Source organism: Alcaligenes sp. YSL9 (assembly GCF_030515105.1).
GTDB lineage: Bacteria > Pseudomonadota > Gammaproteobacteria > Burkholderiales > Burkholderiaceae_B > Alcaligenes > Alcaligenes phenolicus.
Map to the genome: position 1 here is coordinate 269,846 of NZ_JALXJU010000003.1, position 12,957 is coordinate 282,802.

The following is a 12,957-nucleotide window of genomic DNA, read 5'->3' on the forward strand; positions in this document are numbered from 1 at the left end:
AAGAGATGAATACTGGTAACGTGGTGTCTCAGGCTTATGAGAGTTACAAGGCGGGGGATTTTTCTAAGGCAAAAAGTCTTTATGGGGAAGCAGCGCGTATTTATGGTGAAAAATTTTTTGCTTTGAACTTGGAGTTGTGCCAGAGGGAAATTAATAAAAAAATTGAGAGTGATTTTGTTTTTCCGTATGTCGGCGTCGATGGGTTAATAGATGTTCTATTAAAAATTGATGATGGCTGGGTGGATGGAAAAATACTGCAGATTAAAAATAGCCTAGAAAGTAAGGAGATGGGGGTCAGTAGTTATTCACAGGCTGCTCTAAGGCTGATCTTCTGGGTGGAAATAAAGAATAAGAATAAAAGTTCTGCTGGGAAAATTGTACGGGCTATGGATTTTAAATCGCCTGGATTAGATGTATTTGTACTTGAGGTTTTAGAGGCTTCTGCTTATTTCAAGAGCATAGGTGAGTCGCCTGATGCGTTAAAAGTGGTTTTAGGGTTGTATGAGCTAAATAAAGCAGAGCGAACTCTCAGAGCGCTTTATTGGGCTGGCTTTAACTCAGGAAAAAATGAGGTGGCTAAGTTTGCCCTAGCCAAGATTGTTGAAATTGGCAATGAGAGATCTAGTACAGATCAATGGCTAAAACTTGCCCATGAAAGATTAAATAATGGCTCGTCGTTATTGAGTGAAGTAAAAAGACGGCTGAGCGAACGTAAAGATGCTCCGGTCTATCAGCCTGTATCTCGCAGAATTGCCTATTTTTTACATAATAGCCTGCCTTATTCGTCGGGAGGGTATGCTACCCGTGCCCAAGGAATTGCTGCAGGTTTAATGAAGGCGGGCTTTGATGTGTTATGTACGTCTCGCCCTGGATTTCCATTAGATATTGCTGGTGATCACGTGGGGCGCGATTTGACACCTGGCGATATTGTTGATGGTGTGAAGTATCTGCGAATTTTTGAGCCACTACGCAAAAATATAAATGGAAATGTTTATATGCTGGCTGCAGCAGATGAAATTGTCCAATATCTAAAAAAACATCGCGTGGAGGCTGTTTTAGCTGCCTCTAATCACCTAACAGCTATTCCGGCTGCTATTGCTGCGCGGGAAGTAGGGATACCATTTTTTTATGAGGTTCGCGGGTTTTGGGAGATTACGAGGATATCGAGGGAGCCTGCATATAAGACTACACCCCAATACGCTGGCCAGGTGGAAAATGAGCGTTTAGCAGCAGTAAATGCCGACGCAGTATTCACGTTAACAACCCCGATGAAAGAAGAGCTGGTAAAAAGAGGTGTTAATGAGCAGAGTATTACAATTTTGCCAAACTCTTGTGATCCTACAAAGTTTTCTCCAAGGGGTAGAGATAGAGCGTTAGCTGAGAGTTTGGGGATCCCTAATAATGTACCCGTTATTGGTTATATTGGCAGCTTTGTACAATACGAAGGGCTGGAAAATCTTGCTCAAGCATGTGCAGAGCTAATTAAAAAAAATATAGATTTCCGTCTATTGCTTGTCGGTAATGAAAATGCCTCTGGATCTGAAAGGGGGCCGATTACTGAAGAGATATTGAGAGTTGCCTCCGAGGAAGGGCTTGCCGATAAATTAATTATGCCAGGTCGTATTCCACATGATCAGGTTGAGTCTTTTTATTCATTAATTGATATTGCCCCGTTTCCGAGAAAACCTCAGCCAGTTACTGAAATGGTATCTCCAATGAAACCGCTGGAAGCTCTCGCTATGGAGAAGGCAGTGGTTGTATCGTCAGTAAGAGCCTTGACGGAGATGATCATTGAAAATGAAACTGGCTTGGTTTTTGAAAAAGGAAATATTAAAGACCTAAGTGAAAAGTTAGAAGTTCTGATTAAGGATGAACAGTTGAGATATAGGTTGGGAAAAAATGGTAGGTATTGGGTGGAGAATGAGCGCACTTGGAATAGGACTTCAGAAAAAGCAAAGGACGTAATTAATAAATTTCTGCTGTGATATTTTGAAATTGTGCGTTTTTAAGAGGCTTTAATGGCGGAAATCACTGATATTTTTTATAAAAATAATAAGCTGGAAATCTTAAGTGAAGCAATGGCTGGCGTTCGCATTGCGTATAGGCTCTTTAAAGGTAATGAGCTAGTTGATAAAAAAGGTTATCTGGATGCGGGAGAGAGCTGCTTTTTTTATATCCCTCCTTCTAGTGGTTTGTATAAAATCCGAGTTTATAAGAAAGATGTTAAGGGGATAAGTAAATTTTGGACTAAAGAGTTTCTTTTGTCTGATGTTGAAAAAAACCAGAGTGATAGTTTTTCTGAGAATTTAGAACTCTCTTTTTTTGAGATAAGGAAATTCAAGAATCCAGGTGTCGAAATTTCAGAGTATATGAATAAAGGTTTTCTGCCCATGGGTAGAAAAGATCTGACTCGAAAATTATTGCGATTGCCTATTGAATGGGGGAGGGATGTTTTTTCTGATAGAAATTGGATGTTCCAGCTGCATGCTTGGAGAATGCTAGACCCATTTTTACAGCGGTTTTTGCCGGAGGATGTAGATTATATATCCGAATTAGTTAATGATTGGAGCATGTGCGAGAATGCTGTAGATCGTTCCGGTGAAGAGGCAAGATGGTTTTGGTATGATATGTCAACGGGATTGAGAGGGTTGAAGCTGGCTTATTTCTCGTTGATGTGTCAGAAGAATAATGTAACGCATTCTATTGTTGGCTTTAATGAATTAGTTCGTGCTCATATCGAGAAGTTGGCTGATGCTGAAAATCTGAACCCCGGGAATCATGGGCTATTTCAAATTAACGGTTTAATGGCATTAATTTATGCTTGGCGTCATCAGCACGGTTTTGGGTTTGATGCCGAGAGAGATTATGCTCTTAAGACGATGCAGACTTTGTTAGGCGAACAACTGGGAGCTCATGGAGTACATACGGAAGACTCTCCTGAGTATCATTTTTTCGTCACAAAAAAGATTACAGGTATTTTGTTTTCTCCGTGGTGGTCGAATAAAAGCCTGGGTTCTATTCCGAGCCTGTTGGCCAAATCTCAAATCGCTAAGTCCTGGCTAGTTGATCCACTTTTGAGATGTGTTCCTGTAGGGGATTCGGGTAGCACCGGTGTATTAAAAGAACTGGGCCCTCTTAGAGAGTGGCCGCATAAAACTTTCGCTGGCTCGATGGCTGCAGTTTTGGATGGTTATGGGGTTGTCCGATCAACTCCTGAAACAGATTCTTCAGAAAGCCATTTTCTTTTTTTTCAGGGAGGCTTTCATAGTAATGTCCATAAACATGCAGACTGTTTATCTTTTGTTCTTCAGGAAAACGGTCGCAACATTCTTATAGATTCTGGAAAATACGGCTATAAATCTGATAAGTATCGTGGTTATTTTCAAAGTAGCTACGCGCATAATACAATAACAGTTGATAGAAAAAGCCTTTCAAGAGTAAAAAGAAATCCATATGGTTCTGCTATTTTTGGTGATATAAATTATGTTTCTGGTTATTGGGTTTTAAAGGGATATGTCGAGCATACGGAGGCTGGTTATTCTCACGGCCGTATAGTGGTTTATTCGCCTAATTTAGATTTGTACGTAATTGATGTCTTAGAGAATAAGATTAAAAATCGACCTCGACGTTCAGTGGAGCTTTCTTGGAATTTTGACTCTAGATTTTTTGTTTCTGGTAGAGGCGGCCGAATTCAAGGTTTTGATTCTGTGAGTAACGAGAATTTTATGTTGACTTGCGCTTCGACTAAGAATGATGTTGATAGCCAGATCTATGTAGGAAATGATGGAGAGGATGGGCTGCGTGGCTGGGTTTCAACGTCTTATTTAACATACGAACCCTCTCCTTTAGTCGTGCTTGGTTCACATCTAGATGATAAACAGGTTTTTTTGACTCGTATTCAGGCCGCCGAAGATAACGATGCTTTAATTTCCATTCAACAGGGAGTAGTGGTTTGTAATGATCCTGAACTGTCTAAAGAAATCTCATTAGATAATTTTTGTGTTTCTGATTGGAAAACAAAAAAAGCCTCTCATTACAATGATATTATTTATAATGATTATAAAAATATAAATCATTACTTCAAGGAAGCTCCAGTTAATTCTGAGAATTTGTTTGTTTCTTTCCATGGCGCTATTAAGCCTGATACTCCAAATTCTCCTGGAAGTGTTTTACCAGTTTTTAGGTTTCATAATTTAAATTTTCCGAATCGCCCTCATGTATTGTGTTTTTCAGATTTGATTTTAGACATTTACCGTAATGATAAAGTATATCTTGCGTGGTTTTTAGATACAAAAAAAATAAAACAGCGAGATGTTATTGAGTTTTTGATTGGTTTTTACGTAAAAAAATACTCTATAAAAAATATACTATTTTATGGCAGTAGTGGCGGAGGCCACGTTGCTTTGGATATGGCTGCTAGATTTAATCAACCAGTTATGTTGTCTAATTGTCAATTTGACTTGCCGAAGCACTCTCAGTTTTCTGCGCTAGATAGAGCAGTATCTGCGGCGAAAGATAGCATTATGCCTTTTGATTTGGAGACTGTTTTTAATGGGAGGTTGGGTCCTAGTGAGTGTATAAGTTATTGCAACGTTGATGATAATACTTTGGAGCATCATCAGAGAATGGAGGACTTTTTGTCTAAGCGTCAGGTGAAATTATCTAAAATTCACTTTAGCGGTGACGCTATTGCAAAGAAGAACGGTGTTAGAAACCATAGCGTAGGTTTTCCTGATGGTGTCCGCGCGCAAGTAGCGATAGAAAAGTATTATTTATCTCTTATATAATCTTTAAAAAATTGGTAATAGACTTTTGTTTGGCTACCAGCGATTCATCGTATTGACTATAGATACCGAGGCTCTTCCTAAACGAGCTGCTGACAATCACGTCCAGCGTTTAGTTTGGGGAGATTATCCGAATGGTTCGGCGGGTATCCGCGAAATGAGCTCCATTGGTGACGAGTTCGGTGCAAAGCATGTGTTCTTTGTGGACTTATGTGCCACTATTGCGCAGCAGCCTCAGATGTTGGAAGCGGTTCGCTGGTTGGATCAGCAAGGTCAGGATGTGCAACTACATACCCATCCTGAAACCTTGCCCAAGTCTTTTTGGGCTAAACATCGTTTGCCTCCCAGTCCCGGTTTGATGAACCAATACAAGGACCAAGCTCGTGCCGAATTCGTTTTTCGGCACTTTGGCAAGCTGATCTCGGACGTTACCGGCAAACCCATCCTCGCCCACCGCGCAGGCTCATTCCGCTGGAATGCCCTCACAATCCGTGCTTTGCAGGCCGTCGGTATTCCTTTGTCCTTCAACCAGTCCATGCGGGCTGCCTTGTTAAAACGCTGCCCAACAGGCCAGCCTGATTGCTTGCCTTATGCCTGGTCGAACGGAACGATTGAAGTGCCGGTCACAGAGCGTTTTAAGCCCGGTGAACCGGGGGGTAAACCAGATCGCTGGTCCAGCCTGACTTATCCGGAATCTTCTTATTTTCAATATGGTTCGCGGCCTACGACTTTCTGGAAGGATCCCTTGTGGTCCTTGCCCAAGGTCTCAGTGGTGTTGATGCACTCCTGGTCCTTGTTGGATCTGGATGAAAACGGTCATTTCCAGTACACCAACGACCGCTTGCTGGAGGGTTACCGCCTGTTCTTGCAACGAGTTGTTAAGGATTACGACGTGATCACCACAGCAGATTTTTTAGATCTGCAGGCGCGGGGTAAAATCCGTCTTTCGCGAACAGTTAACTTAGAGCAGGTAGAAACACAGGTATGAGGGATCGCTACGCAATGATTACGGTCGACACAGAGGCGCTGCCAAAGCGGGCCTCTGACGACCATGTTAATCGTCTGATCTGGGGGCGATTTCCAAAGGGTACGGCCGGGGTGGCCGAAATGTGCAAGATCGGTGACGAGTTCGGCGTCAAGCATGTGTTCTTTACGGACTTGTGCGGGGCTTACTCCCGTCTTGACGAGCTGAAAGAAGTGGTGCGTTGGCTGGATGAGCAAGGTCAAGATGTACAACTGCATACCCACCCGGAGTACTTGCCCGACAGCTTCTGGAAAGAGCATGGTTTGTCGAACCGTCCGCAGTATATGAACCAGTACACCGAGCAGGCCCGTGCAGAGTTTGTGTTCAGGCACTTTGCAGGTGTGATGTCCGAGGTAACAGGCAAGCCGGTTCTGGCTCATCGGGCGGGTTCATTCCGCTGGAATGCGGATACGATTCGTGCTTTGAAGGCAGTGGGTATTCCTCTGTCCTTCAATAACTCTGTATGCGCTGTCCACAATAATCAGTGCGTTTACAGCAAACCCACAAATAATCCTTTTGTTTGGTCTAACGGCGTGATCGAAGTGCCTACGACCGAGAAGCGGATTTTAGGTAAGGTAGGCAAGCCTGAATGGTGGGCTCGCCTCACTTACCCAGAGTCCAGCTATTTCCGCTTCCGCCCCTGGTGGGGGCAGTTGTTGTTGAATACGCTTAGCGGCAACCCTTCATTTGCGGTTTTCTTGCTGCATTCCTGGTCCTTGTTGTTCTGGGACGAGAACGGTCTGGGTGAATATCGTGACGATAGCCGTATGGAGGGGTATCGCAAATTGCTGGCCCGCCTGACTAAGGACTATGACGTGATTACGACGGCAGAGTTTCTGGATTTGAAGGCTCGCGGAAAAATTGTTGTGCCTGATACGGTGGACTTGTCATTGGCAGAGCTGAAGGCAGAACCGGACAATAAAATTCAGAAAAAGGCCTGAGGAACATGTTCTTTAAGTTATGGCGTGGGCTGGTGCGCGAGCCTTGGATGGCTTTGAGCCGGCGTTTGACCTTGTTTACTGTGCGTCGGCAAACCCGACGCGGTCAGCGTCGCCTGACACCTTACGAACCCGTGCCAGGACGTTTGCTGTATGTGCCGGCTAGTGCCTTGCCGTATCACATCAGTGGCTACACTACCCGAACCCATGAGATTATCCGTGCCATGCAAGCGGCAGGCGGGGATATCTGCGTGCTGACTCGTCCCGGCTATCCATGGGATCGTAAAGACAGACTGGTGGAGGCCGAGCAGGATGAAACTTTGGTGGATGGGGTGCGTTACGCACATGCTCGCAGTCCTTCCAACAAGCGCCCCGTCATGCAGTTCGCCATAGAAGCTGCCGCCTCCATTGCTCAGGAAGCCATCAAACAGCGTGTCGCCGTCATTCATGCCGCCTCTAATCACGTCAATGCCTTGCCAGCCTTGATCGCCGCACGTCAGTTAGGCATTCCGTTCCAATATGAAATGCGTGGCTTGTGGGAGCTGAGCCGAGCCTCCCGCATGCCGGAGTTCCGTGACTCGCAGGGCTTCAAGCAGGGTCTGGAGCTGGAAGGTCTGGTTGCCAGTCAGGCAGACCGCTTATTTGTGATTTCCGAGCAGTTGGGGCAGTACGCTCGCGAGCATTGGAATGTTGACCCGGCACGCATGGGCCTGATGCCCAATTGTGTCGACCCCTCGCGCTTTACCCCTGGCGCTGCCCAGGATGTGCAGCCCAACACGATTGTTTATGCTGGCTCCCTGATTGTTTATGAAGGGCTGGATGTCTTGATCGACGCCGTGGCGGATCTGGCTGGCCGTGGCAAGGATGTGACCCTGACCATTATTGGAGATGGGGAGGCGCGCGCTCAGTTGCAGGCTCAGGTGCAAAGTCTGGGTATGGAAAAGCATGTGCTGTTTGCTGGTCGGGTCTCGCCTGAGGAGGCTCGCGCCTTGCAGGCCAAGGCCGCGCTGGTATGTATTCCTCGTCGTCCCTTTGAGGTGTGCCGTATTGTGCCCCCCATCAAGCTGGTTGAGGCGATGGCGATGGGCAAGCCTGTTCTGGTGCCGGATTTGCCGGTGTTTCAAGACGAAGTTGGGCCATGTCGTTCGGTGCGTTTTTTTAAAGCAGGGGATGTGCAGGACTTGGCTCGTGTGCTGGAGGAAACGTTTCAGGCTGGTCCGGAAGTGTTGGCCCAGGATGGTGCCTTGGCACGTGAAGAGGCCACGCAGCGTCGTAGTTGGGCTGACTTTGTGGTGCATGCTTTGCCGACCGGGGCTAATTCATGATTGGTCGCGCAATCCGGGCTTTGGGGGCGCGCATCTACACGCACCCAACCGTCAGTGAAGACGGCAAGCCCGCGGGGCAGTTTGGGCAATTGAAAGTAGCCTTGGTCTCGGACTACTTCACCGCAGACTGCCTGTCAGCCGAATGCTCTATCCGTATTCTTAACCCGCGCAATTACGAGGAGGTCATCTCCTCCTGGAAGCCTGATCTGCTTTTTGTGGAGTCCGTGTTCCATGGGCTGGGTGGCGCGTGGCGCTACGAGCTGGCCAAGCAGTCGCGACTGATCCGTTTGCGTACGCCTCGCACGATTTACAAGCTGGTGCAGTTCGCTAAAGATCAGGGTGTGCCCACGGTGTTCTGGAACAAGGACGATGGGGCGTATTTCGAGCACTTCATTGATGTGGCCAAGGCCTTTGATTATGTGTTCACCACGGACAGTGATTGCCTGCCGCGCTATCGCGCTCGATTGAATCCTGATGTGCCTGTGAACACCCTGAGCATGCCGTATCAGCCTGCGTTTCATAACTTCACGGGCTTTGATTTCACACGCAAGGAAGGGTGCTTTACGGGCAGTTATTACCGTCGCATCCTGAGTGAACGTAGGCGTTTTCTGGACATGATTTTCGGGGCCTGTGAGGATGCGCAGATGCAGCTTAATGCCTACGACAGAAATCACGACAGATTGTCCCGGCATATCGAATTCCGCTTTCCGCGCTCGACGCATGTGCAGGTTCATGGTCAGGTTCCGCACCGCGAGACGGGGCGTATCTACAAAGAACATGTGATGTGCCTGAACGTGAACTCGGTCACGGATTCTGACACCATGTGCTCGCGCCGCTTGCTGGAGATTCTGGCCAGTGGGGGCATTGCGGTGACTAATCCCGGTCGTGCGGTGGATCGTTATTTCCGCGATTTCTGCCACGTGGTGCATTCCCGTGAGCAGGCCACTGAGTTGTTTGCACGTCTGCGCCAGGGCCCCACCGCGCAGGATTGCGAGCGTGCGGCGGCGGGGGCGGCGTATGTGCGTCAGTTCCACACCTGGGAGCATCGCCTCCAGGAGCTGGCTGATGTGGTCGGCTTCTAGGGTGCGCTTGTTTCCATGATTGTGAGCATTTTTGCGTACCTGATTCAGGCGCTGTTCTTGTTGGTTGTGGGGGCCTTTGCCCTGTACGTGGTTCTGGAACTGCGGGTACTGCTGATCTCGCGACGGGTGGAGCGTCGTAAGCTAAGCGAGCTGGTGCAGACGTCCGCCTCCTTGCAGCAGGATTGGTATCCCAAGGTCAGCGTTTTATTACCGATTTATAACGAGGCCGCTGTTGTCGAGCGTTTGATCGATGCGGCTTGTCGTCTGGATTATCCGGTGTCCGCGCTGGAAATTCTGGTGCTGGACGACTCAACAGACAAGACTGCGCTGTTGGCCCAGAACAAGGTGGATCAGTGTGCTCGGCAAGGTGTGCCCATTCGCCGCATTCAGCGTGCTGATCGTGCAGGCTACAAGGCCGGGAATCTGGTGCATGGCATTCAGCATTCCCAGGGCGAGTTTTTTGCGATCTTCGATGCGGACTTCTTGCCGCCTGCCGATTTTCTGCAGAAAACGATCCCTCCTTTCAAGGACGAGAAGCTGGGGTTTTTGCAAACGGGTATTGGCTATGAGAACCGCGACCATTCTTTTCTGACCCGTTTTCAGGCCATGGAAATGGGCCACCAGCAGTATGTGACGGTGGGGCTGAGTGAAGATGGGGACATGGCCTCGCTAAGTGGCAGTTCCTGTGTCTGGCGACGCGCTTGCGTGGAAGCCCTGGGGGGCTGGAATGCCTCTACCATTACCGAGGACGTGGACCTGGGCTATCGAGCTCAGTTTGGTGACTGGAAATACGCTTATTTGCGCGATGTGGTGTCCATGTCCACTTTGCCCGAGAACATCAGTGCGTTCCGTGTGCAGCGGGAGCGCTGGGGGCGGGGTCTGATTCATAGTGCCTTCAAGCACCTGGGGCAGATGTGGCAGCAGGACATGCCCTTGATGAAGCGCATGCATGCGTTTTCCATGATGTTTTCATCGGTCATGCTGGCGTCGATTTATGCTCTGGTCTTGCTAAGCCTGCCGCTGAATTATTTGCTGAATTTTGACCATGTCGTCTTGCAGTGGGGCGCGCCGCTATTCTTTTTGCTGGTCGCTGTCTGGGCGTTGAATAATGCTTTTGGTGCCCGCAAGGGAGCACGTTTTGATGACAGGCCGGGGGTGTTGGGCACCTTGTGGCATACCTACTTGTATGTCGCCATGTTCCCGCCCATGGCTTGGTATTATTTTGTCGGTGGTGTGCGAGCCGCCTTCAAGGTCTACGGGGAATTTAACCGTACGCCAAAAGGTGAGGGCGAGAAGGTGGCAAGACAGCCTCGCATCAATCTTTATTTGCTGATTGGTGAAGTGTTCACTTTCCTGTATTCGGCATTGGCCTTGTATGTGGCCATACGCATGGGCAATTACTTGTTGATTCCTTTGAATGCGACGGTTTGTGTAGGCTTTGGCATGGTTTTGTACTGGTCCTTCCAAGAAAGGAGAGCGCGTGGGCGTAGCTGAACCAGCAGAGCAGGAACGGATTCTGATTACCGGTGCCACCAGTGCCATTGGTGGCGAGCTGGCGCTTTACTACGCCAAGCCCGGTACAGAGCTGACTTTGCATGGTCGCAATGCTGCGATTCTGGAACCTCTGGCCGAGCGCTGCCGACAGGCGGGTGCGCAGGTACAGACTCATCAGCTGGATTTGCGTGATCTGGATGCCTTGCATGACTGGTTGTCGCAATGCGCTGCGTTTGATCTGGTCATCGTGAATGCGGGTATGAATATCCATGTAGGTCCCAATGGCGAGCCGGAGGCCTGGGAAGATACCGAGCTGCTGCTGGATATCAACGTGAAGGCCTCGCTGCGAGTCGTGCAATCTGTGCTGCCCGCCATGCGGGCGAAAGGGCGCGGTCAGATCGTCTTGATGAGCTCCTTGGCCGCTTATTTTGGTCTGCCCACCACGCCGTCCTATAGCGCCAGCAAGGCGGCGGTCAAAGCTTATGGTGAAGGTCTGCGTGGTTGGCTGGCTCCGGAAGGAATCAAGGTTAATGTGGTGATGCCAGGCTACGTTAGCTCGCCCATGTGCGATGCCATGCCGGGCCCCAAACCGTTTCTGTGGACCCCGCAAAGAGCAGCCAAGCGTATTGCCCGTGGCCTGAAAGCCAATAAAGCGCGTATCAGTTTTCCGTTCCCTTTGAACCTTGGTTGCTGGTTTCTCGCCGTGCTGCCCGCCCGGGTGTCTGTATTTATTCTGAGCAAGATCGGTTATGACGCTTGAGCCCGGATTCTGGACTGCAATCCTGGCTGCCGTGTCGGGACTGGCCCTGACAGTCGGTCTGGAGCGTTTTCTGCAAACAGCAGCCAGCTTGCGTCGTCCTGCAGCGGCCTGGGCCTTGCACATAGGCCTGTACGGTTTGGCATATGTCGCCCTGGTTTTTTTGCTGGGACGGCCTGTCTTTGCCACGGCCTTGCTGTGCGCTTTTTTCCTGTTGCTGGTCGTGGTCAGCAATGCCAAGTTCAAGGCTTTGCGTGAAGCTTTTGTATTTCAGGACTACGAGTATTTCACGGATGCGATTCGTCACCCTCGGCTCTACATTCCTTTTCTCGGGTGGGGGAAGTTCTTTCTGGCAGCAGCGGGTTTTATTGCCGCGTTGACGATTGGCTTGTGGCTGGAGGCCGTGCCTGCCTTGCGGGCTGCCTGGACAGCGCAATGGGGAGCCTTGGCTCTGCTGGCTGTGCTGAGTCTGGGCTTGCTGCTTTGGGGCAATAGTGCGCGTTTGATGGTGCAGATTGCACCTGAGCAGGACGTGCAGGCCTTGGGGCTGTTAGCCAGCTTCTGGCGTTACTGGCAGCAAGGGCGAGAGCGCCCCAGCTTGTCCTCCCCTTTTGAAAGTGTTGCTCCAACGTCTGCGTCTGTTTTGTCCGGTGCGGATTCTTCGGGGGATCTGCCGCATCTGGTTTCCGTACAAAGCGAGTCTTTCTTTGATGCCCGGCGAATTTCTGACGGGATTCGACCAGAAATTCTGGCGGAGTTTGACCGCTTCAAAGCTGAAGCGGTTGCCAGCGGATACTTGCAGGTCCCCGCTTGGGGCGCGAATACCGTGCGCTCGGAGTTTTCCTTCTTGAGCGGTATTGAAAACAGCGCTTTGGGCGTGCATCGCTTCAATCCCTATCGCGCAGTATGCGCGGGATGGTCGGTGGGGACCTTGGCTTCCTGGTTGAAGCAGCAGGGTTACCACACGATTTGTATCCACCCTTATCCCGCCAGTTTTTACCAGCGCAACCGTGTATTTCCGCTGTTTGGGTTTGACGAGTTTCTGGACATCAAGGCCTTTGCGGATGTGGAACGTACAGGCCCTTATATTGGCGATCTGGCGGTGGCGGATAAAGTCGCCAGTGTGCTGGAGCAGGCTACAGGGCCGGTATTCATTCATGTGATTACGATGGAGAATCACGGGCCTTTGCACCTGGAAAAGGTTGCAGCGGGGGATATCGAGGCCTTGTACCATCAGCCACCTCCACCAGGTTGCGAAGATTTGACGATTTACTTGCGCCATATGCGCAATGCCGATGCCATGCTGACACGTTTACGCGTAGCCTTGAGTGCATCGGATAGAGCCGCCAGCCTGTGCTGGTATGGCGACCACGTTCCCATCATGCCTTCGGTCTACGCGGCTCTGGGGACGCCGTGTGGGGATGTGGATTACTTTGTCTGGAACTCCGCAGGGAACCAGACAAAAACGCCGCATCGGGATGCGGCGATTCATGACCTGGCGCGGGAGTGGATGTGTTTAAGCGGAGTGATGTTCAAGCAGACGTTGTAAGCGC

Annotated in this window: 9 protein-coding genes; all 9 read left to right on the forward strand. The window is 49.5% G+C overall.

The window, feature by feature from the left end; genetic code table 11:
* Positions 1-5 precede the first annotated feature (5 nt).
* The 9 genes from M2Q46_RS13925 (at position 6) to M2Q46_RS13965 (ending at position 12,953) form a co-directional block, all read left to right on the forward strand.
* Positions 6-1,985 carry a glycosyltransferase family 4 protein gene (locus M2Q46_RS13925; protein ID WP_302357478.1) on the forward strand — a complete coding sequence of 660 codons (1,980 nt, stop codon included), beginning with the start codon at positions 6-8 and terminating at the stop codon, positions 1,983-1,985.
* Positions 1,986-2,018: 33 nt separating this feature from the next.
* The gene (locus tag M2Q46_RS13930; protein ID WP_302357479.1) at positions 2,019-4,787 is read left to right on the forward strand and encodes a heparinase II/III family protein; all 2,769 of its coding nucleotides are present in this window, start codon (positions 2,019-2,021) and stop codon (positions 4,785-4,787) included.
* Between the two features lie 154 nt (positions 4,788-4,941).
* A complete protein-coding gene (locus M2Q46_RS13935; protein ID WP_302357480.1) occupies positions 4,942-5,772 on the forward strand; it encodes a polysaccharide deacetylase in 831 nt (276 codons plus the stop codon).
* A gap of 14 nt (positions 5,773-5,786) precedes the next feature.
* Positions 5,787-6,749 carry a polysaccharide deacetylase gene (locus tag M2Q46_RS13940; RefSeq protein ID WP_240688318.1) on the forward strand — a complete coding sequence of 321 codons (963 nt, stop codon included), beginning with the start codon at positions 5,787-5,789 and terminating at the stop codon, positions 6,747-6,749.
* A 5-nt stretch (positions 6,750-6,754) separates the two neighbouring features.
* On the forward strand, positions 6,755-8,071 hold the full coding sequence (locus tag M2Q46_RS13945) for a glycosyltransferase family 4 protein (protein ID WP_302357481.1): 1,317 nt from the start codon (positions 6,755-6,757) through the stop codon (positions 8,069-8,071).
* Positions 8,068-9,153 (forward strand): glycosyltransferase, encoded by a 1,086-nt coding sequence (locus tag M2Q46_RS13950; protein ID WP_021447224.1) that lies wholly within the window; start codon positions 8,068-8,070, stop codon positions 9,151-9,153. The genes M2Q46_RS13945 and M2Q46_RS13950 overlap by 4 nt, the downstream gene beginning before the upstream one ends.
* 15 nt (positions 9,154-9,168) lie before the next feature.
* Positions 9,169-10,647 (forward strand): glycosyltransferase, encoded by a 1,479-nt coding sequence (locus tag M2Q46_RS13955; protein ID WP_268379628.1) that lies wholly within the window; start codon positions 9,169-9,171, stop codon positions 10,645-10,647.
* The gene (locus M2Q46_RS13960) at positions 10,634-11,407 is read left to right on the forward strand and encodes an SDR family oxidoreductase (RefSeq protein WP_137430571.1); all 774 of its coding nucleotides are present in this window, start codon (positions 10,634-10,636) and stop codon (positions 11,405-11,407) included. The genes M2Q46_RS13955 and M2Q46_RS13960 overlap by 14 nt, the downstream gene beginning before the upstream one ends.
* The gene (locus M2Q46_RS13965; protein ID WP_302357483.1) at positions 11,397-12,953 is read left to right on the forward strand and encodes an LTA synthase family protein; all 1,557 of its coding nucleotides are present in this window, start codon (positions 11,397-11,399) and stop codon (positions 12,951-12,953) included. Before M2Q46_RS13960 ends, M2Q46_RS13965 begins: the two co-directional genes overlap by 11 nt.
* Positions 12,954-12,957: the final 4 nt, after the last annotated feature.

Coding starts and splice junctions, on each gene's coding strand:
- M2Q46_RS13935 (WP_302357480.1), top strand. CDS start 4,942: ATGAGCTCCATTGGTGACGAGTTCGGTGCAAAGCATGTGTTCTTTGTG.
- M2Q46_RS13950 (WP_021447224.1), top strand. CDS start 8,068: ATGATTGGTCGCGCAATCCGGGCTTTGGGGGCGCGCATCTACACGCAC.
- M2Q46_RS13965 (WP_302357483.1), top strand. CDS start 11,397: ATGACGCTTGAGCCCGGATTCTGGACTGCAATCCTGGCTGCCGTGTCG.
- M2Q46_RS13940 (WP_240688318.1), top strand. CDS start 5,787: ATGATTACGGTCGACACAGAGGCGCTGCCAAAGCGGGCCTCTGACGAC.
- M2Q46_RS13945 (WP_302357481.1), top strand. CDS start 6,755: ATGTTCTTTAAGTTATGGCGTGGGCTGGTGCGCGAGCCTTGGATGGCT.
- M2Q46_RS13925 (WP_302357478.1), top strand. CDS start 6: ATGAATACTGGTAACGTGGTGTCTCAGGCTTATGAGAGTTACAAGGCG.
- M2Q46_RS13955 (WP_268379628.1), top strand. CDS start 9,169: ATGATTGTGAGCATTTTTGCGTACCTGATTCAGGCGCTGTTCTTGTTG.
- M2Q46_RS13930 (WP_302357479.1), top strand. CDS start 2,019: ATGGCGGAAATCACTGATATTTTTTATAAAAATAATAAGCTGGAAATC.